General features: G+C 71.6%; 22 protein-coding genes. All 22 read left to right on the top strand.

Annotated features, from left to right (window positions below):
• The first annotated feature begins 25 nt into the window (after positions 1-25).
• The 22 genes from ACFSL2_RS07790 (at position 26) to ACFSL2_RS07685 (ending at position 24,849) form a co-directional block, all read left to right on the top strand.
• Positions 26-1,696, top strand: coding sequence for an ABC transporter substrate-binding protein (locus ACFSL2_RS07790; RefSeq protein ID WP_377197305.1), 1,671 nt, complete (start codon positions 26-28; stop codon positions 1,694-1,696).
• On the top strand, positions 1,696-2,772 hold the full coding sequence (locus ACFSL2_RS07785; RefSeq protein ID WP_377197304.1) for an ABC transporter ATP-binding protein: 1,077 nt from the start codon (positions 1,696-1,698) through the stop codon (positions 2,770-2,772). The genes ACFSL2_RS07790 and ACFSL2_RS07785 overlap by 1 nt, the downstream gene beginning before the upstream one ends.
• Positions 2,769-3,752 (top strand): ABC transporter permease, encoded by a 984-nt coding sequence (locus ACFSL2_RS07780; RefSeq protein WP_377197303.1) that lies wholly within the window; start codon positions 2,769-2,771, stop codon positions 3,750-3,752. The genes ACFSL2_RS07785 and ACFSL2_RS07780 overlap by 4 nt, the downstream gene beginning before the upstream one ends.
• Entirely contained in the window at positions 3,749-4,666 is a 918-nt protein-coding gene (locus ACFSL2_RS07775; RefSeq protein WP_377197302.1) for an ABC transporter permease, read from the top strand. Before ACFSL2_RS07780 ends, ACFSL2_RS07775 begins: the two co-directional genes overlap by 4 nt.
• A complete protein-coding gene (locus ACFSL2_RS07770) occupies positions 4,663-5,745 on the top strand; it encodes an ABC transporter ATP-binding protein (protein WP_377197301.1) in 1,083 nt (360 codons plus the stop codon). Before ACFSL2_RS07775 ends, ACFSL2_RS07770 begins: the two co-directional genes overlap by 4 nt.
• Before the next feature lie 238 nt (positions 5,746-5,983).
• Positions 5,984-7,585 (top strand): UDP-N-acetylmuramoyl-L-alanyl-D-glutamate--2,6-diaminopimelate ligase, encoded by a 1,602-nt coding sequence (locus ACFSL2_RS07765; RefSeq protein WP_377197300.1) that lies wholly within the window; start codon positions 5,984-5,986, stop codon positions 7,583-7,585.
• A 59-nt stretch (positions 7,586-7,644) separates the two neighbouring features.
• Entirely contained in the window at positions 7,645-9,093 is a 1,449-nt protein-coding gene (locus ACFSL2_RS07760) for a UDP-N-acetylmuramoyl-tripeptide--D-alanyl-D-alanine ligase (RefSeq protein ID WP_377197299.1), read from the top strand.
• Positions 9,090-10,172, top strand: coding sequence for a phospho-N-acetylmuramoyl-pentapeptide-transferase (gene mraY / locus ACFSL2_RS07755; RefSeq protein ID WP_377197298.1), 1,083 nt, complete (start codon positions 9,090-9,092; stop codon positions 10,170-10,172). The genes ACFSL2_RS07760 and mraY overlap by 4 nt, the downstream gene beginning before the upstream one ends.
• A complete protein-coding gene (murD, locus tag ACFSL2_RS07750; protein WP_377197297.1) occupies positions 10,169-11,656 on the top strand; it encodes a UDP-N-acetylmuramoyl-L-alanine--D-glutamate ligase in 1,488 nt (495 codons plus the stop codon). The genes mraY and murD overlap by 4 nt, the downstream gene beginning before the upstream one ends.
• Positions 11,657-11,675: 19 nt before the next feature.
• Positions 11,676-12,908: an FtsW/RodA/SpoVE family cell cycle protein gene (locus ACFSL2_RS07745; protein WP_377197296.1), complete on the top strand. Its 1,233-nt coding sequence runs from the start codon at positions 11,676-11,678 to the stop codon at positions 12,906-12,908.
• 114 nt (positions 12,909-13,022) lie between these two features.
• Positions 13,023-14,186 (top strand): undecaprenyldiphospho-muramoylpentapeptide beta-N-acetylglucosaminyltransferase, encoded by a 1,164-nt coding sequence (gene murG / locus ACFSL2_RS07740; RefSeq protein ID WP_377197295.1) that lies wholly within the window; start codon positions 13,023-13,025, stop codon positions 14,184-14,186.
• Positions 14,183-15,715, top strand: a complete 1,533-nt coding sequence (gene murC, locus ACFSL2_RS07735) for a UDP-N-acetylmuramate--L-alanine ligase (protein WP_377197294.1) — start codon at positions 14,183-14,185, stop codon at positions 15,713-15,715. Before murG ends, murC begins: the two co-directional genes overlap by 4 nt.
• A gap of 311 nt (positions 15,716-16,026) precedes the next feature.
• Positions 16,027-16,770: a cell division protein FtsQ/DivIB gene (locus tag ACFSL2_RS07730; protein ID WP_377197293.1), complete on the top strand. Its 744-nt coding sequence runs from the start codon at positions 16,027-16,029 to the stop codon at positions 16,768-16,770.
• 239 nt (positions 16,771-17,009) lie between these two features.
• A complete protein-coding gene (gene ftsZ, locus ACFSL2_RS07725) occupies positions 17,010-18,362 on the top strand; it encodes a cell division protein FtsZ (protein ID WP_377197292.1) in 1,353 nt (450 codons plus the stop codon).
• A gap of 22 nt (positions 18,363-18,384) precedes the next feature.
• A complete protein-coding gene (gene pgeF / locus ACFSL2_RS07720) occupies positions 18,385-19,176 on the top strand; it encodes a peptidoglycan editing factor PgeF (protein ID WP_377197291.1) in 792 nt (263 codons plus the stop codon).
• 269 nt (positions 19,177-19,445) lie between these two features.
• On the top strand, positions 19,446-19,916 hold the full coding sequence (locus ACFSL2_RS07715; protein ID WP_377197290.1) for a cell division protein SepF: 471 nt from the start codon (positions 19,446-19,448) through the stop codon (positions 19,914-19,916).
• A 164-nt stretch (positions 19,917-20,080) separates the two neighbouring features.
• Positions 20,081-20,362 (top strand): YggT family protein, encoded by a 282-nt coding sequence (locus ACFSL2_RS07710; RefSeq protein WP_377197289.1) that lies wholly within the window; start codon positions 20,081-20,083, stop codon positions 20,360-20,362.
• Between the two features lie 264 nt (positions 20,363-20,626).
• Complete coding sequence (locus ACFSL2_RS07705) at positions 20,627-21,271, top strand: DivIVA domain-containing protein (protein ID WP_377197288.1); 645 nt, start codon at positions 20,627-20,629, stop codon at positions 21,269-21,271.
• Between the two features lie 181 nt (positions 21,272-21,452).
• Positions 21,453-21,920, top strand: coding sequence for a TraR/DksA family transcriptional regulator (locus ACFSL2_RS07700; protein WP_377197287.1), 468 nt, complete (start codon positions 21,453-21,455; stop codon positions 21,918-21,920).
• Positions 21,921-22,514: 594 nt separating this feature from the next.
• Entirely contained in the window at positions 22,515-23,096 is a 582-nt protein-coding gene (locus ACFSL2_RS07695) for a hypothetical protein (protein WP_377197286.1), read from the top strand.
• Positions 23,097-23,299: 203 nt separating this feature from the next.
• Complete coding sequence (locus tag ACFSL2_RS07690) at positions 23,300-23,920, top strand: signal peptidase II (protein ID WP_377197285.1); 621 nt, start codon at positions 23,300-23,302, stop codon at positions 23,918-23,920.
• Positions 23,920-24,849, top strand: coding sequence for an RluA family pseudouridine synthase (locus ACFSL2_RS07685; protein ID WP_377197284.1), 930 nt, complete (start codon positions 23,920-23,922; stop codon positions 24,847-24,849). Before ACFSL2_RS07690 ends, ACFSL2_RS07685 begins: the two co-directional genes overlap by 1 nt.
• Positions 24,850-24,858 lie beyond the last annotated feature (9 nt).

Here is a 24,858-nt window from a genome sequence, read left to right as displayed (position 1 = left end):
CGGGAGGAGTGCAAGGAGGCACACAGTGAGGATTCACAAGCACGTCGCCGCGCTCGCGGCCACGGCGGCCATCGCACTGCTGGCCACGGCCTGCAGCGGCGGCGGTGGTGGAGGCACCACCCAGGCCGGCGGCGGCGAGACCCTGACGGTCGGCATGCCGAACGGCGTCCAGACCGAGAACCACAGCCCGTTCGCCACGGGCTCGTCCGCGCTGTCGCTCGGCTACGCGTTCGTCATCTACGAACCGCTGATGATGCGCAACCAGGCCCGCCCCTCCGAGGAGCCGCAGCCCTGGCTCGCGGAGAGCGTCGAGTGGAACGCGGACTACACCGAGGCGGTCATCACGCCCCGCGAGGGCGTCACCTGGTCGGACGGCGAGGAGTTCACGGCCGACGACGTCGCGTTCTCGATCCAGCTCCGCAAGGACTTCGAGGCGCTGAACACCGCCGCCCTGCCCTACGACACCGTCGAGACCGACGGCACGGCAGTCACCGTGTCGTTCACGGCCGGGCAGTACGTCAACCAGTCCAAGCTGTACGACCTGGTCATGGTGCCGGAGCACGTCTGGGCCGAGGTCGAGGACCCGACCACGGACACCAACCCCGACCCGGTGGGCACCGGACCGTACACGCTCGAGTCGTGGACGCCGCAGGCCGCCACCGTCGTGGCCCGCGACGACTACTGGGGCGGCGAGCCCGCCGTGCCGGAGATCCGCTACTCGTCGTACAACGACAACAACGCCCTGACCACGGCCCTGACCACCGGTGAGGCGCAGTGGGGCTGGACGTTCATCGCAGACTTCGAGAACGTCTACATCGCCCAGGACCCGGAGCACCACAACCAGTACTCCGCGGGCGGGCTCGGGATCGACGTGCTCTACCTGAACAACGAGACCAAGCCGTTCGACGACAAGGCGTTCCGGCAGGCGCTCAACATGGTGATCGACCGCCAGGAGCTCGTCGACGTCGCGACGTCCGGCGTGAACCCGGCGCTGACCAGCGTCACCGGCCTGCCCCTGCCCGCCGGCGAGGAGTTCCTCGCCGCCGACTACGCCGGCCAGGAGCACGCGATCGACGTCGAGGGTGCGCGCGCCCTCCTCGAGGACGCCGGCTACACCTGGGAGGGCGACACGCTCGTCGACCCCGACGGCGAGGAGGTCACCTTCGAGCTCGTGAACCCGGCCGGCTGGAACGACTACCTGACCGCGCTGGACCTCATCAAGAACTCGGCCGCCGAGCTCGGCGCGACCGCGACGGTCAACCCCGTCAACCAGGACGGCTGGTTCGCCGACATCATCCCGCCGGGCGACTTCCAGGCCACCCTGCACTGGACCGACGGCGGCGCCACCCCATGGGACATGTACGCCGACATCATGGACGGCGCCCAATACAAGAAGCTCGGCGAGCCGGCCACCTGGAACTTCGGCCGCTTCCAGAACGAGGACGCCACCCAGGCCCTCGCCGACTATGCCGCGGCGACCGACGACGCCACGCGCACCGAGGCGCTCGCCACCGTCCAGCAGGTCTTCGTCGAGGAGGTGCCGGGCATCGCCATCTGGACCCGCCCCGCCACCGCGCAGTACTCGACGCAGAACTACGTGGGCTGGCCCTCCGCGGAGGACCCCTACAACCAGCCGCAGCCCACCGGTGTGCAGGCTGCCCAGATCGTGATGAACCTCGAGCCCGCGGACGGCTGATGGGTACGAGCTCACCGGTGCTGGCCGCGCACGGCCTCACCAAACACTTTCGGGCGGGCGGACGCCGCGTGAACGGACGTCCGCCCGCCCGGGCGATCCACGCCGTGGACGGCGTGGACCTCGAGCTCCACCGCGGCCAGGTGCTGGCCGTGGTGGGGGAGTCGGGGTCGGGCAAGTCCACCGTCGCCCGCCTGCTGGCCCAGCTGATCCCGCTCACCGGCGGGCAGGTGCTCCTGGACGGCGCCGACGCGCGGGTGCGCGGCCGGCGGGCCTTCCGCGCGTACGTGCGACGCGTGCAGATGATCTTCCAGGACCCGTTCGCCTCCCTGAACCCCGTGCACCCCGTACGGCACACCCTGACCAGGGCACTGCGCCTGCACCGGCGGCAGTCCACCGGCGGCACGCTGCGCGGCGACGAGCTCGAGGCGGCGCTGACCGAGCTGCTGGAGCGGGTGCACCTCACGCCGGCCGTGCGGTACGTCGACTCCTACCCCCACGAGCTGTCCGGCGGGCAGCGGCAGCGCATCGCCATCGCGCGGGCGCTCGCCGCCGAGCCGGAGGTGCTGCTCGCGGACGAGCCGGTCTCGATGCTCGACGTCTCGATCCGGCTCGGCATCCTCAACCTGCTGGCGGACCTGCGTGACCGGCTCGGCATCGCCGTCCTGTACATCACGCACGACATCGCGTCGGCGCGCTACTTCGCCGACCGGACGACGGTGCTGTACGCGGGCCGGGTCATGGAGACCGGGGACAGCGAGTCGGTCACCCAGGAGCCGCTGCACCCGTACACGCGGCTGCTCGTGGCGTCCGCACCTGATCCGGACGACCTGGCGGGTGCCGGCGCGGCGGCGGTGCGGGACCAGGGCACCGGTGGTGAGCCGCCGAGCCTCGTGGACCCGCCACCCGGCTGCCGGTTCGCGCCGCGCTGCCCGTACGCGACCGACCTGTGCCGGAGCGAGACGCCGGAGCTGGTCGCGGTGTCGCCCGAGCGGGCGGCGGCGTGCTGGGGGTACTCCGACCGGGACGACCGGCCCGACGTCGGCCGCCCGGCCGCACGCCCGGAGGTGACCGCATGAGGTTCCTGCTGCGCAGGGTCGCCTTCTACGCGCTGACGGCGTGGGCCGCGATCACCATCAACTTCTTCATCCCCCGGATGCTGCCCGGAGACCCGGTGACGGCCCTCATGGGCCGGATGCAGGGGCGCATCGACTCCGACGCGGAGCAGTCGCTCCGCGTCCTGTTCGGGCTCGACCAGGACCTGAGCCTGTGGCAGCAGTACGTCGAGTACTGGCGCCTGCTGCTGACCGGCGACCTCGGCCTGTCCTTCACCCACTTCCCGACGCCGGTGGCCGACATCGTGAGCCAGTCGCTGCCCTGGACCGTCGGCCTGGTCGGCGTCGCGACGATCATCGCGTTCCTGCTCGGCACGCTGGCCGGGTCCTTCCTGGGCTGGCGCCGCGGGTCGTGGGCGGACGGGCTGCTGCCGGTGGCGACGTTCTTCCAGGCCGTTCCGTACTTCTGGCTGGGTCTGATCACCATCGCGGTGCTCTCGGTCAACCTGGGCTGGTTCCCGTCGAGCGGCAGCTACGACCGTGGCCTGATGCCGGCCTTCACCGGCGAGTTCATCGGCTCGGTCATCTACTACGGCTTCCTGCCCGCCCTCACGGTGGTGCTGTCGTCCGTGGCCGGCTGGGTGCTGGGCATGCGCAACATGATGGTGACGGTCTCGTCGGAGGACTACGTCACGGTGGCGCACGCCAAGGGCCTGCCGGAGCGCCAGGTGATGCTCGGTTACGCCGCCCGCAACGCCGTGCTGCCGCAGGTCTCCAGCTTCGCGCTGTCGCTCGGCTTCGTGGTCGGCGGCACGCTCATCATGGAGATGGTCTTCTCGTACCAGGGCATCGGCTACACGCTCTACCAGGCGGTCTCCACGCACGACTACCCCCTCATGCAGGGCTGCTTCCTGGTCATCACGCTGTCCGTCCTCGTCGCGAACATGGTGGCCGACCTCGCCTATGCCCTGCTCGACCCCCGCACCCGGACGGAGGACCGATGAACAACCGGCTGATGTTCCTGCGCAACGGCAAGGTGATCAGCGGCCTGGTCATCCTCGGCTTCTTCACGCTGCTGGCGCTGCTGGGCCCGTGGATCGCGCCCTACGACCCGAACCAGGTGAGCGACGCGCTGCTCAGCCCGCCCTCGGCGGCGCACTGGCTGGGCACCGACCACACCGGCCGCGACATCCTGTCGCAGCTCGTGGTCGGCACCCGGGGCGTGCTCGTCGTCGGCCTGGTCGCCGGGGTGAGCGCCACCGTCGTGGGCGTGCTCGTCGGCGTGACCGCCGGATTCGTCGGCGGGGTGGGGGACGAGTCGCTGTCCGCGCTGTCCAACATGTTCCTGGTGATCCCGCAGCTGCCGCTGATCATCCTGATCGCCGCGCAGCTGCCCTCGGCCGGCGGGCTCACCGTCGCCCTGGTCATCGGCGCCACCGGCTGGGCCTGGGGCGCCCGCGTGCTCCGCGCACAGACGCTGTCGCTGCGCAAGCGTGACTTCGTCGAGGCGGCGCGGGCCAACGGGGAGCGCACGTGGCGCCTGGTGCTCGTCGAGGTGCTGCCCAACCTGACGGCCGTGATCGCCTCCGGGTTCGTGGGCACGGTGACGTTCGCCGTGCTGTCCCAGGTCACCCTGTCGTTCATCGGCATCACGCCGGTCAGCGAGTGGAACTGGGGCACCATCCTGTTCTGGGCCCAGAACAACCTCGCACTGCAGCGTGGCGCGTGGTGGTGGTTCGTGCCGGCGGGTGCCTGCATCGCCCTGCTCGGCATGGCCCTGACGCTGGTCAACTTCGGTATCGACGAGATCGTCAACCCCCGCCTGCGGTCCACCGGCCTGCACGCGCGTTCGCTGCGCCGTCGGGGCATCCGGCCACGCGTGGGATTCACACCGGTGGTGCGGGAGGCACGGACATGAGCCAGACGGACACGAGCACGCAGCACGACACACGAGCACCGGCGCCGACGCCGTCGGACCCGGTGCTGGAGATCCGGGACCTCAGCGTCGACTACGGGTTCGGCGGCGACCCGACGCACGTGCTGCGGGAGGTGTCGCTCACGCTGGCGCGCGGCGAGGTCCTGGGGCTGGCAGGGGAGTCGGGCTGCGGCAAGTCGACCCTGGCCTACGCGGCGACGCGGCTCCTGCCACCCCCGGGCCTCATCACGGGCGGCGAAGTGTGGCTCACCGGTCGGGACGGCAGGCGCGCGGACCTGCTCGCCCTGTCCGACGCCGAGCTGCGGGCCGCACGCTGGCGCGACATCGCCATCGTGTTCCAGGGCGCGATGAGCTCCCTGAACCCGGTGTACCGGGTCGAACGCCAGCTCGTCGACGGCATCCTGGCCCACCGGCCAGGGATACGCCGCAGCGAGGCCCGGGAGCGCGCGGCCGAGCTGCTGCGGCTCGTCGGCATCTCGGCCGACCGGCTGCGGTCCTACCCGCACCAGCTCTCCGGCGGCATGCGGCAGCGCGTCATGATCGCCATGGCGCTCGCCCTGGAGCCGCAGGTGCTCATCATGGACGAGCCCACCACGGCGCTCGACGTCGTGATGCAGCGCCAGATCCTGGAGCAGGTGATGGAGCTGCGCGAGCGGCTCGGCTTCTCCGTGGTGCTCATCACGCACGACGTGTCCCTCCTGGTCGAGGTGGCCGACCGCATCGCCGTCATGTACGCGGGCGAGATCGTGGAGACGGCAGTGGCCCGCGACGTGTACACGCGGCCCCGCCACCCGTACTCGGCCGGCCTGCTCGGCTCGTTCCCCCCGCTGCACGGGCCGCGGCGGGAGCTCACCGGGATTCCCGGTGCACCGCCCGACCTCTCGAAGCGGCCCCCGGGGTGCCCGTTCGCCCCGCGGTGCCCGCACGCCCTGGACGTGTGCCGCACCGAGCTGCCTCTGCTCGGGCCGACGGCGCAGGGTGAGCCGGGACGTCGGGTCGCGTGCCACCTGCACACCCCAGGGCTCACGGACGGAGCGCTGCCGGAGCTCCTGGCGCGGTAGGGCGGGGTTGGCCGGCTCCCTCGGCTCGACCGGTCCAGGGGAGACCGTTGCTCCACGGAGTGTGTTGCCATGAGCAGACAAGGTCTACTGATGGCAACACACTCCGCTCGCGTGGGCCCTGTCCTGGCGCCCTTGCCGCTCGTCTCGTCGGCCCGTTGACCCGGACCGCCCCACAACCGCCACGTGAGTCGCACAGACGGGACAGGACCCTCCCCTCGGAAGCGGTAGGTTCTACTCCGTGACATCCCCGTTCGACCGGATCCGTCCGGCGGCCATGACCGCGCGCAAGGTCTCCGACCTCGCCATCGCGTTCGGCCTCACCATCGCCCCAGGTCATCCCGCCGACGCCGCGGTCACGTGCGTGGCGTCGGACAACCGGGTCGCCAGGCCGGGAGACCTCTTCGTGGCAGTCCCCGGTGCCCGCGCGCACGGCGCGCAGTTCGCCGCCGACGCCGTCGCACGTGGCGCCGCCGCCATCCTCACGGACGCTCGCGGAGCCGAGCTGATCGGCCCCGACGGCACGGTGCCCGTGCTCGTCGCCGACGAGGATCCTCGCGCCATTCTCGGCCAGGTCGCCGCCTGGGTGCTGGGCAACCCCGCCGAGGGCCTGATGACGTTCGGCGTCACGGGCACCAACGGCAAGACCACCACGACCTACCAGCTCGACCACCTGTTGCGGGCCCTCGGCTGGAAGGGCGGCCTGATCGGCACCGTCGAGACCCGCTCCGGCGACCGCGTCATCCCGAGCGTCCTGACGACCCCGGAGGCCGCGGACCTGCAGGCCCTGCTCGCCGCCATGCGCGAGGACCACGTGCGCACGCTCGCCATGGAGGTCTCCTCCCATGCGCTCGCGCAGCACCGGGTCGACGGCATCGTGTTCGGCGTGGCCGGGTTCACCAACCTGACCCAGGACCACCTCGACTTCCACGGCGACTTCGAGTCGTACTTCGCCACCAAGGCCGACCTGTTCACGCCCGCCCGCGCCCGCCGCGGCGTCGTCACCGTCGACGACACCTGGGGCGAGCGCATGGCCGAGGCCGTGCAGGTCCCCGTCGCGACGCTCACCACGCGGCCGGACCGGGACGCCGACTGGCAGGTGACCGACGTCGCGCCGTCCGGCACCGGGTCCGCCTTCACCCTCACCCACCGCGACGGGCGCACCCTGCGCACCTCCACCTCGCTGCCCGGCGGCTACAACGTGGCCAACGCGGCGCTCGCGGTGACGATGGTGCTGGAGGGCGGCTGCGACATCCGGGACGTGACCGAGGCGCTGGCCGCCGGCCACGGCCTGAGCGCCACGGTGCCCGGGCGCATGGAGGTGCTCGCCACCGCGCCGCGCGTGGTCGTGGACTTCGCGCACAACACGGAGGCGCTCGAGCTCAGCCTCGCCGCCCTGCGGCCGACGACCAGCGGCCGGTTGGCCGTGGTGTTCGGCGCCACGGGCGACCGCGACCCCGGCAAGCGGCCGTTCATGGGCGCGGCTGCCGTCCGCGGCGCCGACGTGGTCTACGTGACGGACGACGACCCCCACGACGAGGACCCCGCGAAGGTGCGGGCCGAGGTGCTCGCGGGCACCGGCCCCGACGGCGCGCCGGACCAGGACGTCGATGCGGCGGACGGCAGCGGCTCGCGTACGGTTGAGGTCCACGAGGTCGCCCCGCGCGCGGACGCGATCCGCGCCGCGATCGTCGCCGCCGACCCGGAGGACACGGTGCTGGTCGCCGGCCGCGGGCACGAGACCGTCCAGGAGATCGCGGGCGTGGACCATCTGCTCGACGACCGGGTCGAGGCGCGCGCGGCACTGGCAGCCCGGAAGGTGCGACCTCAGCAGGACGTCTAGCCCGAGCGGCGGAACGTGCAACCCGAGCAGTACCCCATGCAGGAGAGGACATCACAGGCATGATCGAGCTGACTGCGGCGCAGGTCGCCGCAGCCACCGGCGGGCGGCTGCACGCCGACCCCGACGTGGCGGTCACCGGGGCGGTGATCACCGACTCGCGCGACGCGGCCCCCGGTGCGCTGTTCGTGGCGCTGCCGGGCGAGCGGGTGGACGGACACGACTTCGCGGCCACCGCGGTGGCGGCGGGTGCCGCACTGGTGCTGGCCGCCCGTGAGCTGGACGGCCTGCCGACCGTCGTGGTGGACGACCCCCAGGCGGCCCTCGGCGATCTCGCCCGGCACGTCCTGGCGACGGTGCGCGACCGGTCCGACGGCGGACCGGTGCCCCAGGTCGTGGCCGTGACCGGCTCGGTCGGCAAGACCACCACCAAGGACCTGCTCGGCCAGCTCCTGGCCCCGGAGGGCACCATCATCGTGCCGAAGGGCTCGTTCAACAACGAGATCGGCCTGCCCCTGACGGTCCTGCGGGTCACCACCGACACGCGCTACCTGGTGCTCGAGATGGGTGCCGACCGCGTCGGCAACATCGCCTACCTGACGCGCATCGCGCCGCCCGACGTCGGCGTCGTGCTCGCGGTCGGTGTCGCGCACGTCGGCCACTTCGGCAGCGTCGAGGCCATCGCGCAGACCAAGGGCGAGATGGTCGAGGGCGTCGTCGAGGGGGGCTCGGTAGTGCTCAACGCCGACGACCTGCGGGTCGTCGCGATGGCGGACCGGGCCGCTCCGGGCACCACCGTGCAGACGTTCGGCACCATCCCGTCCGCCGACGTCCGCGCCGAGGACGTCACCGTGGACACCGCGGGCCGCGCGAGCTTCACGCTCCGGGTGGCGGCTGCGGGCGGGACCGACGAGCAGCGTGCCGACGTGGCGCTGCAGCTCGTGGGCGCGCACCACGTGGGCAACGCGCTCGCGGCGGCGACGGTCGCGCTGCGGCTCGGCGTGCCCGTCGCCGACGTCGCGCAGCGGCTCTCCGGCGCCACGGCCCTCAGCCCGCACCGCATGGCCGTCACCGAACGGCCCGACGGCGTCACCGTGGTCGACGACGCGTACAACGCGAACCCCGACTCCATGAAAGCCGCACTGCGCACGCTCGCCGTCATGTCGGGGCGCACCCGGCGCTCCGTCGCGGTGCTCGGCGAGATGCTCGAGCTCGGCGACGGCGCGCGCGCCGCGCACGACGAGATCGGCCGCCTCGTGGTACGGCTGAACATCAAGCAGCTGATCGTGGTCGGCGAAGGCGCCTATCACATCCACGAGGGCGCCATGCAGGAAGGGTCCTGGGGATCGGAGTCGATCTTCGTGCCCGACCTGGCGGCTGCCCGCTCGATGCTGGACGAGTCGCTGGAGCCCGGCGACGTCGTGCTCGTGAAGTCGTCCCTCGGCGCCGGGCTGGCCGAGCTCGGGGACCACCTGTCGACGGCTCTGACCACTAAGGACAACAACAAGTGATCGCGATCCTGGTCAGCGCCGCAGTGGCGCTGCTCGTCGCCCTGCTGGGCACACCGGTCTTCATCCGGTTCCTGGTCCACAAGAACTACGGGCAGTTCGTCCGCGAGGACGGCCCCACCGGGCACTTCACCAAGCGTGGTACGCCCCAGATGGGCGGCGTCGTCATCATCGCCGCCACCGTGATCGGGGTCGCGGCCTCGATGCTGGTGTCGCAGCGGCTGCCGAGCGTGTCGGCGCTGCTGGCGCTCTACCTGATGGCGGGCCTCGGCCTGATCGGGTTCCTCGACGACTTCACCAAGATCCGCAAGCAGCGCTCCCTCGGCCTGACCCCGCGCGCCAAGCTGATCGGGCAGGGCGTCGTCGGCGTCTCGTTCGCCGTGCTCGCGCTGCAGTTCCCCAACGAGAACTCGCGCACCCCCGCGTCGACCAAGATCTCGTTCCTGCGCGACACCGAGATCGACCTGGCGTTCGCCGGCGCTACCGTCGGCCTCATCCTCTTCGTGATCTGGGCCAACCTGCTGGTGTCCGCGTGGTCCAACGCGGTGAACGTGACCGACGGCCTGGACGGCCTGGCCACCGGCGTCTCGATCATCACGTTCGGCGCCTACGTGCTGGTCGGCATCTGGCAGCTCAACCAGTCGTGCCAGTTCCTGGCCACTGCCGGGCCCCGCTGCTACGAGGTGCGCGACCCGCAGGACCTCGCGGTCGTCGCCGCAGCGGTCACGGGCGCCTGCGTCGGGTTCCTGTGGTGGAACGCCAATCCCGCGAAGATCTTCATGGGCGACACCGGCTCGCTCGCCCTGGGCGGTGCCCTGGCCGGCCTGTCGATCCTGTCGCGGACCGAGCTCCTCGCGGTGATCATCGGTGGCCTGTTCGTGCTCATCGTCTCCTCGGTCGTGATCCAGGTCGGATACTTCAAGATGACGGGCAAGCGGGTGTTCAAGATGGCGCCCCTGCAGCACCACTTCGAGCTGTCCGGGTGGGGCGAGGTCACGATCGTCATCCGGTTCTGGCTCATCGCGGGTCTGCTCGCCGGCCTGGGCATGGGCATCTTCTACGCCGAGTGGGTCGCCCAGTGACCGAGGCCTCCGGCCCGGCCGCTGACACCTACGGGGCGGTCGAGCCACGCGTTCCCCTGGCCGACGCCCGCGTCGTCCTGGCGGGGCTCGGCGTCACCGGGCGGTCGCTGCAGCGGGTCCTGGCGCCACGCGTCGCGTCGTTGGTCACCGTCGACGACCAGGCCGACGACGCCGACCACTCCGGCCTGGACACCACCGCCGCGGCCGGGGTGCTGGCGCGGGCCGACCTGCTGGTCGCCTCGCCGGGCTTCGCGCCGCACCACCCCGTCGTCGCGGCGGCGCTGGCCGCCGGCGTGCCCGTGTGGAGCGAGGTCGAGCTCGCGTGGCGCCTGCGGGTCGACCGCCTGGGCTCCGCCGAGCCGGCCCGGTGGCTCGGCATCACCGGGTCCAACGGCAAGACGACGACCGTCGAGATGCTGGCCGCCATCCTGCGCGCGGCGGGCCTGCGTACGGCCGCGGTGGGGAACGTCGGCCGGTCCCTCGTCGAGGCGGCCCTCGACCCCACCCTCGACGTCCTGGCCGTGGAGCTGTCGAGCTTCCAGCTCCACTTCACCCACACGATGTCGCTGGAGGCCGGCGCGGTCCTCAACGTCTCGCCGGACCACCTCGACTGGCACGGCTCGGTCGACGCGTACACGCGTGACAAGGGCCGCATCTACGAGCGCGTGCGAGTGGCGTGCGTCTACAACGTCGCCGACCGGACCACCGAGGAGCTGGTGCGCGAGGCCGACGTGGTCGAGGGCGCACGGGCCGTCGGCTTCGCGGCCGGCGCCCCCCGCCCCGGCGACCTGGGGCTGGTCGACGACGTGCTCGTGGACCGTGTGTTCCACGCCGCGGACGACGACCCCGACCGCCGCAGGAGCGCCGCGGAGCTCGGTACCCTCGCCGACCTCGAGCAGCTCGGCGACCTGGCCGGCGTCGTGCCGACCCACATCGTGGCGGACGCCCTGGCCGCCGCCGCGCTGGCCCGGGCGCACGGCGTGCCCGCCGCCGCCGTCCGCGACGGTCTGCGGTCGTTCGGCCCGAGCGAGCACCGGATCCAGCGGGTGGCCGACGCGGGCGGCGTCACGTACGTGAACGACTCGAAGGCGACGAACTCCCACGCGGCGGCAGCCTCCCTGGCGGGCTTCGCCCACGGCACGGTGGTCTGGATCGCCGGTGGACTGGCCAAGGGAGCCACGTTCGACGACCTGGTGGCGTCCCGTGCCGACCGCCTGCGCGCGGCGGTCGTCATCGGCGCCGACCCCGGCCCCCTGGCCGACACGCTGGCCCGACACGCGCCGCAGATCCCGGTCGTGGTGGTCGATCCCGGTGACACTGGGACCGTGATGCGCCGGGCGGTCGCCGCGGCGCGGGACCTGGCGCAGCCAGGTGACACCGTGCTGCTGGCCCCGGCGGGCGCGTCGCAGGACCAGTTCGCCTCGTACGCCCGGCGCGGCGAGGAGTTCGCACGCGTGGTGCGTGAGCTCACCACCACGCACTGAGGCGCGGGAGGGACAGGGGATGGCCACGACGGGAACGAGCCGTAGCGCCACCGACCGTTCCTGGCTGGGCCAGTGGAACTCCAACGTGTCCAGCTACTACCTCCTGGTCGGCGCCACGGGACTGCTCACCGTGATCGGCCTGATGATGGTGCTGTCCAGCTCGACGGTGACGTCGATCGCCGGTGGAGGCTCGCCGTACGCGGCGTTCCTGGTCCAGGCGCAGTACGCGCTGATGGGCCTGCCGGTGCTCCTCGTTGCCGCGCACCTGCCCGTCCGCTGGTACAAGCGACTGGCGCTGCCCGGGCTCCTCGCCGCCGTGGTGCTGCTCGTCGCGGTGATCTTCATGGGAGAGATCACCAACGGGCAGCAGAACTGGCTGTCGTTCGGGCCGGTGCGGTTCCAGCCGTCGGAGCTCGCCAAGCTCGCCCTCGCGATCTGGCTCGGTACCGTGCTGGGCCGCAAGCAGCCGCTGCTCGGCCGGTGGTCGCACGCGATCATGCCGGCGGCGCCGGGCGCCGTCGTGGTGGTCGGGCTCGTGCTCGGCGGGGGAGACCTCGGTACGGCGCTCGTGATCGGTCTGCTGGTGGCGGGTGCCTTCTTCGTGGCGGGCGTGCCGCTGTCCCTGCTGGGCCTCGGTACCACGCTGGCCGCGCTCGTCGTCGGGTACGTGTTCATCGTGCAGCAGGAGGGTGGCGACCGCCTGCAGCGCATCATCGCCACCTACGGCGCCGAGTGCGACACCTCGTCGGAGTGCTACCAGTCCCTGCACGGCCTGTTCGGGCTGGGTACCGGTGGGCTGTGGGGGGTCGGCCTGGGCGGCAGCCGCGAGAAGTGGAGCTATCTGCCCGAGGCGCACAACGACTTCATCTTCGCGGTGGTCGGCGAGGAGCTCGGCCTGTTCGGCACGGTCCTGGTCCTTGCGCTGTTCGCGGTGCTGGGGCTCGCGATGAGCCGGGTGATCCAGCGGCACACCGACCCCTTCGTCAAGGTCGCCACGGCCGCCGTCGCCTGCTGGATCGTGGGCCAGGCGTTCGTCAACATCGGCGTGGTGATCGGCGTCCTGCCGGTGATCGGTGTACCGCTCCCGCTGGTGTCCGCCGGTGGCTCCGCGCTGATCACCACGATGGCCGCCCTCGGCATGGTGATCTCTTTCGCGCGGACGGAGCCGGGGGCTGCCAAGGCACTGGCTGCACGCGGTAGCGTCGTCCGCAAGTCACTGGCTGTGCTGGGCGGCGCGGTCCGTAGACGGTAGAAATGTGCACGGTGGCTCCATCTGTGAACGAGTTCCGGCACATCGGATCTCGCGCGGCGGGGCCCCGCGCACCGATCCGCCCGGGACGTACGACCGGGCGACGACGAGAAGGTGATGATGAGCTCAGCAGTTGTGTCGGTGGTGCTCGCCGGTGGCGGTAGCGCAGGACACGTGAACCCCTTGCTCGCGGTGGCCGACGAGGTGCGGCGCCGGGAGCCCGGCGCGCGCGTGCTCGCGCTCGGTACCACGACCGGCCTGGAGGCCGAGCTGGTACCGGCCCGGGGCTACGAGCTGCGGCCGGTCCCGCGGGTGCCGATGCCGCGGCGGCCCAGCCCCGACCTGCTGCGGCTGCCGGGCCGGCTGGCCGCCGCGGTGCGGGTTGCCGAGGACGCGATCGACGAGATCGGCGCGCAGGCGGTGATCGGCTTCGGCGGGTACGTGGCCACTCCGGCGTACCTCGCGGCCAAGCGCAAGGACGTACCGATCGTGATCCACGAGCAGAACGCGCGGCCGGGCCTGGCCAACCGGCTCGGCGCGCGGTGGGCGGCCCGCGTGGGCCTCACCTTCGCCGGTACGCCGCTGCGTGGCGGCGTCCTCACGGGCCTGCCGCTGCGCCAGGCCATCGCGGCCCTCGTCCACGAGCGGGAGGCCGACGCCGCGGGCGTGCGTGCCCGCGCCGCCGCCGAGCTGGGTCTGGACCCCGCGCTGCCGACCCTCGTCGTCACGGGGGGTTCCCTGGGTGCGCTGAACCTGAACCGCGCGGTGTCGGGCGCCGCCGACCAGATCCTCGCCACGGGCGCGCAGGTGCTGCACCTGACGGGCAAGGGCAAGATCGACGACGTGCGCCAGACTCTCGCGGCGGTCCCCGCCCTCGACGACCGGCGCTACCAGGTCCGCGAGTACCTCGAGCAGATGGAGCTCGCCTATGCGCTGGCCGACCTGGTGGTCTGCCGCTCCGGCGCGGGCTCGGTGGCCGAGCAGGCGGCGCTCGGCATCCCCGCCGTCTACGTCCCGCTGCCCATCGGCAACGGCGAGCAGCGACTCAACGCGCTCCCGCTGGTGGAGGCGGGCGGTGGTCTGCTGGTGGACGACGCAGACCTCACACCCGACTGGGTGTCCAGGAACGTTCCTACGCTGCTCGCGGACCGCGAGCGGCTCGGTGTCATGGCGAAGGCCGCACGGTCGGCCGGCACCAGCGACGGCGCGGCACGCGTCGTCGATCTCGTCGAGCAAGCCGTACGGTCAGCAGGTACCGACACCACGGAGGTCAGGTCATGAGCACCACGGTCACGGATCAGATGACGGGTCAGGTCGCCAAGCTCGGGCGCGTTCACATGATCGGCATAGGCGGGGCGGGGATGTCCGTCGTCGCCCGTCTGCTCGCAGGACGGGGCGTGTCCGTGCAGGGCTCGGACGCCGCCGAGTCGGAGACGCTGGAGGCCCTGCGGGCCGAGGGCGTCCAGGTGTGGGTCGGCCATGATCCGGCCCATCTCACGGGGGTGGACTCCGTGGTGATCTCCAGCGCCGTCCACGAGGACAACCCGGAGCTTGCCGCCGCACGTGCGCGCCGCCTGAACGTGCTGCACCGCTCGCAGGCGCTGGCCGCCCTCATGGAAGGGTCGCGAGGGGTCGCCGTCGCCGGCGCCCACGGCAAGACGACGACGTCGGCGATGATCGCGACGATCCTGCGCGAGGCGGGTCTCGACCCGTCGTACGCGATCGGCAGCACCGTACGCAGCGCGAACGGGTCCACGCCGGGCGGCCACCTCGGCGCGTCCGACGTGCTCGTGGCCGAGGCGGACGAGTCGGACGGCTCGTTCCTCAACTACACGCCCACGATCGCGGTGGTCACGAACGTCGAGGCGGACCACCTGGACCACTACGGGACCCCGGAGGCGTTCAACGGGGCGTTCATCCGGTTCGCGCGCCGTCTGGTGCCCGACGGCTGGCTCATCGCGTGCGCCGACGACGACGGCTCGCTGTCGGTGGGCGCCACGATCTGCGCCACGGGCGGCCACGTCATCACCTACGGCACCAGCGACACCGCACGCGTGCGCGTCACGGACATCTCGACCACGCCGGAGGGCACCACGGCCGTGCTGCGCGGCGACATCCTCGGCACCAACGAGCAGGTGGCCGACGGCGCGGGCGTGTCCGGCACCGTCCCGGGCATCCCGATGCGTCTCTCGGTCCCCGGCAAGCACAACGTGCTGAACGCGACCGCCGCCGTGATCGCCGCCGTGAAGCTGGGCGTGGCGCCCGAGCAGGCGGTCGCCGGCGTCGAGGCGTTCGTCGGCACGGGTCGCCGCTTCGAGGAGAAGGGGATGGCCGACGGCGTGCGCGTCGTCGACGACTACGCCCACCACCCGACGGAGGTCCGTGCGGTCCTGACGGCCGCGCGCGAGATCGCCGACGGCGGGCGGGTGCTGGTCCTGTTCCAGCCCCACCTGTACTCGCGCACGAAGACGTTCGCCGACCGGTTCGCCCACGAGCTGTCCGCCGCCGACGAGGTGGTCGTCACGGACGTCTACGGGGCGCGCGAGGAGCCGGACCCGTCGGTCTCGGCGAGCACGATCGTCGACCTGATGACCGACCACGGCGCCGTCTACGCGGTGCCGGACCGGCTGGACGCCGCGCACGCGATCGCCGACCTCGCGCGGCCGGGCGATGTGGTGCTCACGGTCGGCGCCGGCGACGTCACGCAGCTCGGTCCGGCCGTCCTGGCCCGCCTGACCGGCCGGGTGGCCGGCCTGGTCGCCGGGGGCTCGGCCACCGGTGCCGCGACCGCGGGGCCGGGCGAGGACTGATGCGACCGCCCGCGCGTCCTCGCGCCGCGGGCACGGCACGGCCGCGCCCCGCAGGCGAGGGTTCGGCACAGCATGGAAAGCAGAACCGGGAGCCGCAGGGTTCGGCGGCCCGGGGGGCCACGGTCCAGGGTCCGGCGCAGGAGTCCGCCCAGCGGTCTTCTGCGCCGGCTCGCCCCGGCCGTGCGGCCGGGGCGAGGGAACCGGCCCCGCGCCCCCGGGCCGAGGGCGCGGCGCGGCAGCCGGCTCCGGCAGAACGCCCGGCGAACCGCCCCGGCGCCGGCCGCCCCGCACCGTCGGGACCCCGGGACGACGTGGTCTCCGACCAGCTGGCCGACCGGCTCGCCGAGCGCACGGCGATGGCCCGCTACCGCGTGTGGCGCCGCATCGGCTGGACGTCAGTGGCCGCCGTCGTCGTCGCGGGCCTGGTGTGGGCGGCGTTCTTCTCGCCGCTGCTCGCACTCGACCCGGAGCAGGTGCGGGTGTCCGGGCAGGGCACGACGGTGAACGTCGGGCAGGTGCGCGAGACCGTGACGGACGAGTCCGGCGTGCCCCTGCCCCGGATCGACACGGTGCGTCTGCGGGAGGAGATCCTCGCGCTCAACGCGGTCAAGGACGTGACGATCACGCGGGCCTGGCCGGACGGCCTGGCGGTGGCGCTCACCTCGCGGGAGCCGGTGGCCGCGGTACCGCAGGCGGGCGACGTGTACGCCCTGATGGACGCGGAGGGCGTGCGGGTGGGCACCGCCGAGGACGTCCCCGACGACCTGCCGTCGATCGTGGTCTCGCTCGCCGACGGCGCGGCCGGCCGCCGCGCCATGGACGCTGCCCTCGCGGTGCTCGGCGCCCTGCCGCCCCGGCTGGCCGCCGACATCAAGACGGTGAGCGCGGCGACGCAGGACGACGTGCGCACCACCCTGTCCGACGGCCGGGTGATCCGGTGGGGGAGCGGAGCGCAGGTCGAGCTCAAGACCAAGGTGGCGCAGACGCTGCTGCGCGCCGAGCCGTCGGCGCGGACCATCGACGTGTCGTCGCCCGACCTGCCGGTCACGAACTGACGGCGGCGGCCGGCGCGTCGGTCGAACCCTCGTCCGGGCCCTTCGGGCGGAAAATGACATCGGTGTGCTTTCTCGCGTGCATCGTTGCGCGACACGCGCAACGATGTCTTCGACACACCAGGGCGGCACACCTACCGTCGAACTCAGCAGCAACCTGACATAACTCTAACCCTCTACCTCAACCTGAGAGTTTTAGGGATGAGAGTCGGGACTCGGGACCCGAATCGAAAGGCGACGACGTGGCAACTCCGCAGAACTACCTGGCAGTAATCAAGGTGGTCGGTATCGGCGGCGGTGGTGTGAACGCCGTCAACCGCATGATCGAGGTCGGCCTCAAGGGCGTCGAGTTCATCGCGATCAACACAGACGCACAGGCACTCCTGATGTCCGACGCCGACGTCAAGCTCGACGTGGGACGTGAGCTCACGCGCGGCCTCGGCGCCGGCGCGGACCCGGAGGTCGGCAAGAAGGCCGCCGAGGACCATGCCGAGGAGATCGAGGACGTCCTGCGCGGCGCCGACATGGTCTTCGTCACGGCGGGCGAGGGTGGCGGCACCGGTACGGGCGGTGCTCCCGTCGTGGCGCGTATCGCGCGCTCGCTCGGCGCGCTGACGGTCGGGGTCGTGACCCGTCCGTTCACGTTCGAGGGCCGCCGCCGCGCCGTGCAGGCGGAGAGCGGCATCGAGAACCTGCGCGACGAGGTCGACACGCTGATCGTGATCCCGAACGACCGGCTCCTGTCGATGTCGGACCGGAACGTGTCGGCGATCGCGGCGTTCCACTCGGCCGACCAGGTCCTGCACTCCGGCGTGCAGGGCATCACGGACCTCATCACCACGCCCGGCCTGATCAACCTGGACTTCGCGGACGTGAAGTCGGTCATGCAGGGTGCGGGGTCCGCGCTCATGGGCATCGGTTCCGCCCGGGGCGAGGACCGTGCCGTGCAGGCCGCCGAGCTGGCGATCTCGTCGCCGCTGCTCGAGGCCTCGATCGACGGTGCGCACGGCGTGCTGCTCTCGATCCAGGGCGGCAGCGACCTGGGCCTCTTCGAGGTGCACGAGGCGGCGCGGCTGGTGCAGGAGGCCGCGCACCCGGAGGCGAACATCATCTTCGGCACGGTCATCGACGACGCCCTGGGCGACGAGGTGCGCGTCACGGTGATCGCCGCGGGCTTCGACGGCGGCCTTCCCAAGGAGCGCAAGGACAACCGCGCGCTCGGTCAGGTGGCCGGAGCGGTCGCCGCGCCGGCCACCGCGGCGACACGGAGCCCTGCCACGGCACCGGTTCCGCTGCCCGACGTGTCGGACGCGGCCCGCCGCGCACCCGAGCAGCACGGCGCGCACGGCATGCCGCCGTCGGTCCCGCCGGTCCAGCAGCCGTCGCCCGTGTCGACACTGCCCCGTGTGATCGACGACGAGGGGTCGGACGACGTGCCGCGCACGCTGGACGAGCCGGCCGTCGTGGTGCAGGGCTCGTTCAACCGGCAGGAGGTCACGCGCGAGCAGGGCGAGCGTGTGGAGGTGCCGCCGCTGTATGACGAGAACCCGCGCCGGTCCTCCGAGGACCTGGACGTCCCCGACTTCCTGAAGTGATCTGACGGGTACCCTCGCAACCGTGAGCGATACCCGTACTCCTGCAGGCGTGCACCCCGTCGATCTTGGCGACGGGGTGCACGCCTTTTTCACGACCGGCGGGGGCGGCGTGTCGCCGGACCCGTGGGCGACACCGGCCGGCGGCGGTCTGAACCTCGGCCTGAACGTGTCCGACGACGCCGACCGGGTGGCCGTCAACCGGTCCCTGGCCGCAGAACGGCTCGGCGCGCCCGTGGCCTTCGCCACCCAGGTGCACGGCGACCGGGTGCTGGAGCTCGGCCCGGCCGAGCGCACCCGGTGGGCCGCCCACCGGCCGCCGGCGTCGGCGGGGGAGGCCGACGCGCTGGTCACCGCGGAGCGAGGCCTCGGCCTCGGCATCCTGGTGGCCGACTGCGTGCCGGTGCTCCTGGCCGATCCGGTGGCGCGCGTGGTCGGGGTGGCGCACGCGGGGCGCAACGGCGTGCTGGCCGGTGTGGTGCACCGCGCACTCGACACGCTCGTCGCCCGGGGTGCCGACCCTGCGCGCGTGCGCGCCGCCATCGGACCGGCGGTCTGCGGAAAGTGCTACGAGGTGCCCGCCGCGATGCGCGACGAGGTGGCGGCGGCCGAGCCCGCGACCTACGCCACGACGAACGAGGGCACACCAGGACTTGACCTGCCGGCCGGGGTGGTCGCCCAGCTCGCCGCCCGTGGGGTCGAGGCGACACGGGTGAAGCGTTGCACGCTCGAGGATCCGGACCTCTTCTCGCACCGGAGGGCCAGCGCGACCGGTACCACAACCGGACGGCAGGCAGGCATCATCGCGCTCATTTGACCGTCATCTGCCCTGTTGCTGGAGTCGCGACACGCCGATAACACCGCTCTGACCTGCAAAATCACACGGATGTCGTTTTTAGCGAGCAATCGCTGAACAACTTTGGCAAAGTTGTTCGTGGCACGGCGTGTCGCGCTTCCGGGTCGGATTGCGCCGGGCTACTTTTGTCAAGGCGACCTCGATCAGGGGTCAAGGTCGGACCTGTTGTACGGGCCCGCTGGACACCGAGACAGAAGGACGCGCAGCAGGCGACGAACGGAGAAAGAGCGATGGCCGGAGCACTTCGTAAGACCATGCTGTATCTGGGCCTCGCCGACGATCAGGGCGAGCAGGAGTACCTCGACGAGTACGACGAGGGCCTGGAGGAAAACGTGGAGGATCACCGGCACGCACAGGTCACGCCGCTGCACCGCGACGGCGTACCCCGTGAGGCACTGTCCTCGTCGGACCTGCGCCGCATCACGACGGTGCACCCGCGGTCCTACAACGACGCGCGGAGCATCGGCGAGGCCTTCCGCGGCGGGACCCCTGTGATCATGAACCTCTCCGACATGGACGACGCCGACGCCAAGCGCCTGGTCGATTTCTCCGCCGGCCTCATCTTCGGTCTGCACGGCTCGATCGAGCGGGTGACCAACAAGGTCTTCCTGCTCTCGCCCGAGCACGTGGAGATCGCCGCCGAGGAGCAGGTCGCCACCGAGAAGCCGAACGGACGCGGCGGCTTCTACAACCAGAGCTGAGCTCGACCCAGCAGGAGCAGGTGTGAGGGGCGGTCGCCGCGGCGTCCGCCCCTCACGCGTACCCGGCCGTTCGTGCACGTCCGCCTGATCTTGACCGGACTCGCGCGGCACCCACACCGGGCATCTGCCCCTGTACCCCGCTGGGACAGGTTAGGTTGTCCCTTGTGATCTGGGACTTCATCGGCTTCGTGCTGTGGCTCTTCCTGCTGTTCCTCATCGGACGGCTCATCTTCGACTGGGTGCAGTTCTTTGCCCGGGACTGGCGGCCCCGTGGCGTGCTGCTCGTGATCGCCGAGGCGATCTACACCGTCACCGACCCGCCCCTGCGGTTCCTGCGCCGCCTGATCCCACCCTTGCGGCTGGGCCAGGTCCAGCTGGACCTGGCGTTCATCGTCCTGTTCTTCGGCGTTTCGCTGCTCTCGTCGCTGGTCGGAGGCATCGGGTAGGCGAGTCGGCCTCGTGGTGAATCTGTGCTGGTTCGATGCGGGCCCCGTCGGGCCCAGGTGGCGGTGCCCGCGGAAACGTTGACCGGTGCATGGATGCGGCCTGGGGTGACACGGCACACTCTGTGAGGAAATCGTGCCCGGGTGTGCTCCCGGTGTCCCGCGCCGATGTCGTCCGCTACCGTGGGCTTCGGCGGAGGGCGCGCGGCTTGGCAGCGCCGACGTCCGTGTTCTGCGTTCCTACGTTCTAACTTTCGAGGTGACACGATGGCACTGCTCACTGCAGAGGACATCCTCAACAAGAAGTTCTCCGCGACGAAGTTCCGCGAGGGCTACGACGTCGAGGAGGTCGACGACTTCCTCGACGAGGTCGTGCGGACCCTGACCAACGTCCAGGAGGAGAACGAGGGGCTCCGGCAGAAGGTCGCGGCCGCCGAGCGGCGGATCGCCGAGCTCTCGCGGAACGACGCGGCCGGTCCTGCTCGTCCCCAGGCGGCACCCGTCGCCGCGCCCGTCATGCCGACCGGCCCTGCCGCCGGCCTCAAGGGCAACGGTCCGGAGCCGGAGTCCGCGACGGGGATGCTCCAGCTGGCGCAGAAGCTGCACGACGACTACGTGCGCTCCGGCCAGGAAGAGGGCGACCGCCTCATCACGGAGGCCAAGACCGAGGGTGCGCGCATCGTGCGCGACGCCGAGGAGACCTCGCACCGCACGCTCTCCCAGCTCGAGCAGGAGCGTTCGCTCCTGGAGCGCAAGATCGACGAGCTGCGCGTCTTCGAGCGCGACTACCGCACGCGTCTGAAGAGCTTCCTGCAGAACCTGCTCGGTGACCTCGACGCGCGTGGCTCGGCGCTGCCGCCGCGCAACAACCAGCAGTCCGGCCGCCCGGCCGAGATGGCGCAGGGCATCTGACAGCAGCACTCGTCGAGCACGGCGGCCGGGCGTCCCCACCTCACGCCCGGCCGTCGCGCGCGATACGCCAGACGCACCCATGATGGGGGCACGCCACATCGGCGTGCCCCGTTGTGCGTCCGGCCGCTTGTGCTTACGCTTCGTGGACTTGACCACCGGGGGCGACCGCGAAGGGGAACCCATGACCAAGATCTCGACCGCAACGCGAGCGGCGATCAAGCAAGAGTTCCCGAACCTGACACGAGACGTGAAGAAGTTCCCCGTCCGTGACGGCGAAGAACCCTGGACCGTGCGCGAGGCCGAGGAGCTGGCCGCACTTCTCCTCGAGGACAAGGAGCGGCTGGAGCGCGAGCTGGAGTCGGCCGACCGTGAGCTGTCCGACCTGTTGCGCAACTCCGGTGACGGCGCGGGCGACGACCAGGCCGACTACGGGTCGAGTGCTCTGGAGCGTGAGCAGGAGCTCACCCTCGTCAACAACATGCGGGACCTCCTGGACCAGACGAACCACGCGCTCGACCGCATCCGGAAGGGCACGTACGCCACCTGCGAGGTCACGGACCTGCCGATCGGCAAGGCGCGGCTCCAGGCCTTCCCGCGGGCGACGCTGTCGGTCGAGGCCAAGGCGCGCGAGGAGCGGCGCGGCGCCTGAGTGGACGGCCCGGACCCACGGGCGCGCGAGTGTGATGACGCGGGACATCGTTGATGTCCCGCGTCATCGTTCGTATCCCCCTGCTCCGTCTCCCCCTGCTCCGTCCCTGACACTCCATGTGCTCGGACACTCCATGTGCTCGCCGAACCGCAGGCCACGTGTCGATCCGGGCTCTGAGCGACGTGTTTCGTGCGGCTCGGCGTGCAGGACCACGTTCATCGTGCGGTTCGGCGGGCGCGGCCACGATGATCGTGCGGTTCGGCAGCGACCACACGGGTCTGACCGACACGCGACGTGCGGCTCGACGGCCGACGGTGCCGCCCGCCCGCCTCGACCGGTCGGTCTGAACAACGCCCTGGACCGGCTTCCCCGGTGCGACCTCGACTATTCGATATCAACACTGTGATGTCCGGGTTAAGGGTGTTCCTGGCGCAATGCCGCGGGGTTCGGTCCTGTAATGTCGCATTCTCGACCTTGTGCGCCCCGTCACGTTCCAATTGACAGGGTGAAATTTCCGCCGGATGCTCGTCCCGGTGAATCACACACGTGTGCTTCATCGCAATTCCGAGTGAGCTATTCGAGGGGGAGACACAAATGATCCGAGGATTCCGTGCGACCTGCCGTGCAGGGGCAGCCGTGGTCATGTCGGCCGGTCTGGTCGTCGCCGCGGCATCGGGTGCGAGCGCGATGGTTGCGGGCGACGCGCCCGAGCTGATCGGCGCACCCTCTGCCGGCAGCGCGACGGAGGTGGCCGACGGTGCTGCTGCCGCGGCCGACGTGCTCGGTACGACGAGCCCGCTGGGCGTCGTCGGCGCAGACGGTGCGCTGGACATGCTCGAGGGCTACGGCACCTCGGAGGCCCCCGCGGGCGTCGACGGTGCGATGGTCCCTGAGGACGTCGCGACCGCCGGTGACGTCGTCGCCGTCGAGAGCGACGGCAGCTTCAACGCGCTGAACGACGTGTGCGTCGCTCCCTGGTACTGGGAGGGCCCCGGCAACGTCGGTAGCACCGCCAACGTCACGGACTACCAGGCCTGCAACGACGGCGAGACGCAGCTCGGTGGCGACGGTTCGGTCAACGTCCTGAACAACGTGTGTGTCGCTCCGTGGCACTGGGACGGCCCGCTGAACCTGTTCAACACCGGCAACTTCACCAAGTACGCGGCCTGCAACTGACGCGAGTCGTCAATTGACTGCCGTCGTGCGGTGACGCGAGGGTAGTGCTGCAGCAGACAATCAGTGGGGCCCTTTCCCGGGTATTCGGGAAAGGGCCCCACTGCTCTGCCGGGTCGTGCCCGTGGCATGTCGTCACAGCCGCGTGGGGACGACGCGCGCCGCGCGGGGCCGCGTACCACCGGCGGCATGGGAGACTTTGCCTGATGTCTACTCCCGCTGAACCTCCCGCCGTGGCCGACGACGAGACGGCTCCCACCACCACGCCGCCGGCGTCGGGCAGTCGAGTCCTCGTCGTGTGGACAGCCGTGCTCGCGGCCTTCGTCCTGGCCGCCGACCAGCTCACCAAGTGGTGGGCCGAGTCCGCGCTGGAGGTGAACGCGCCCACCATCCAGGTCGTGGGCGACCTGCTCGGGATCCGCCTGATCTACAACCCGGGTGCGGCGCTGTCGATCGCCTCGGGCTACACGTGGATCCTGACCATCGTCGTGACGGTCGTCGTGGTGTTCATCGTCCGCGCGATCGGACGGCTCGGTTCGCGCGGGTGGGCCGTGGCGCTCGGCCTGCTGCTGGGCGGGGCCCTCGGCAACCTGGTGGACCGGCTGGCGCGCGAGCCGGGCTTCGCGCGCGGCCATGTCGTGGACTTCATCGACTACGCGGGCTTCTTCGTCGGCAACGTCGCGGACATCGCCGTCGTCTCTGCCGCCGTGCTGATCGCGCTGCTGTCGTTGCGGGGGATCGGCCTGGACGGCAAGCGGCACACGGACGAGGAGCCGGCCGCCACGCCGGACGACTCGGCGCGTGACGATCAGAGCGACCCCGCCTGATGGCGCTGCGGACGCTGCCCGTCCCGGACGGGCTCGCGGGCGACCGTGTCGACGCCGCGCTCGCCCGGATGCTCGGCTTCTCCCGGACCCGCGCGGCGGAGCTCGCCGAAGCGGGCGCCGTACGCCTGGACGGGCGCCAGGTGGGCAAGTCGGACCGGGTGCTTCCCGGAAGCTGGGTCGAGGTGGACATGCCGCAGGAGCGGCCGGCGGTCGAGGTGGTGGCGGAGCCGGTGCCCGGCATGGGCATCGTGTACGACGACGACGACCTGGTCGTGATCGACAAGCCCGTCGGCGTGGCGGCGCACCCCTCACCGGGCTGGACCGGCCCGACCGTGGTGGGCGCGCTGGTCGCGGCGGGCTACCGCGTGTCGACGTCGGGTGCCGCCGAGCGCCAGGGCATCGTGCACCGGCTCGACGTCGGGACCTCCGGCCTGATGGTCGTCGCGAAGTCGGAGCTCGCGTACACCGGCCTCAAGCGCGCGTTCAAGGAGCGCACCGTCGACAAGATCTACCACGCGCTCGCGCAGGGCCACCCCGACCCGACGTCGGGCACCGTCGACGCACCCATCGGCAGGCATCCGAGCTCGGACTGGAAGTTCGCCGTGACCGCGGACGGCAAGCCGTCGGTGACGCACTACGAGACGCTCGAGATGCTGTCGGCCGCGTCGCTGCTGGAGGTGCACCTCGAGACCGGGCGGACCCATCAGATCCGGGTCCACCTCGCCGCGCTGCGGCACCCGCTCGTGGGTGACCTGACCTACGGGGCCGACCCCGTGCTGGCCAGCAAGGTGGGTCTGACCCGGCAGTGGCTGCATGCGCACCGGCTGGGTTTCGAGCACCCCACGACGGGGCGTCGGGTCGAGGTCGAGTCGGACTATCCCGACGATCTCGCGGCGGCCCTCGAGGTCGTGCGCGGCGCGTACCGCTGATGTGAGGTT

This window comes from Promicromonospora aerolata (genome assembly GCF_042682255.1).
GTDB classification, from domain to species: Bacteria; Actinomycetota; Actinomycetes; order Actinomycetales; family Cellulomonadaceae; genus Promicromonospora; species Promicromonospora aerolata.
The sequence above is the reverse complement of the archived record's forward strand: the minus strand, read 5'-3'. Positions and strand labels throughout refer to the sequence as shown.

Excerpts from the sequence above, each read along its gene's own strand:
- ACFSL2_RS07690 (WP_377197285.1), top strand. The coding sequence starts at position 23,300 with ATGTCTACTCCCGCTGAACCTCCCGCCGTGGCCGACGACGAGACGGCT.
- ACFSL2_RS07770 (WP_377197301.1), top strand. The coding sequence starts at position 4,663 with ATGAGCCAGACGGACACGAGCACGCAGCACGACACACGAGCACCGGCG.
- ACFSL2_RS07760 (WP_377197299.1), top strand. The coding sequence starts at position 7,645 with ATGATCGAGCTGACTGCGGCGCAGGTCGCCGCAGCCACCGGCGGGCGG.
- ACFSL2_RS07695 (WP_377197286.1), top strand. The coding sequence starts at position 22,515 with ATGATCCGAGGATTCCGTGCGACCTGCCGTGCAGGGGCAGCCGTGGTC.
- ACFSL2_RS07715 (WP_377197290.1), top strand. The coding sequence starts at position 19,446 with ATGGCCGGAGCACTTCGTAAGACCATGCTGTATCTGGGCCTCGCCGAC.
- ACFSL2_RS07785 (WP_377197304.1), top strand. The coding sequence starts at position 1,696 with ATGGGTACGAGCTCACCGGTGCTGGCCGCGCACGGCCTCACCAAACAC.
- murG (WP_377197295.1), top strand. The coding sequence starts at position 13,023 with ATGATGAGCTCAGCAGTTGTGTCGGTGGTGCTCGCCGGTGGCGGTAGC.
- ACFSL2_RS07775 (WP_377197302.1), top strand. The coding sequence starts at position 3,749 with ATGAACAACCGGCTGATGTTCCTGCGCAACGGCAAGGTGATCAGCGGC.
- ACFSL2_RS07745 (WP_377197296.1), top strand. The coding sequence starts at position 11,676 with ATGGCCACGACGGGAACGAGCCGTAGCGCCACCGACCGTTCCTGGCTG.
- ACFSL2_RS07705 (WP_377197288.1), top strand. The coding sequence starts at position 20,627 with ATGGCACTGCTCACTGCAGAGGACATCCTCAACAAGAAGTTCTCCGCG.
- murC (WP_377197294.1), top strand. The coding sequence starts at position 14,183 with ATGAGCACCACGGTCACGGATCAGATGACGGGTCAGGTCGCCAAGCTC.
- ACFSL2_RS07685 (WP_377197284.1), top strand. The coding sequence starts at position 23,920 with ATGGCGCTGCGGACGCTGCCCGTCCCGGACGGGCTCGCGGGCGACCGT.
- ACFSL2_RS07780 (WP_377197303.1), top strand. The coding sequence starts at position 2,769 with ATGAGGTTCCTGCTGCGCAGGGTCGCCTTCTACGCGCTGACGGCGTGG.
- ACFSL2_RS07700 (WP_377197287.1), top strand. The coding sequence starts at position 21,453 with ATGACCAAGATCTCGACCGCAACGCGAGCGGCGATCAAGCAAGAGTTC.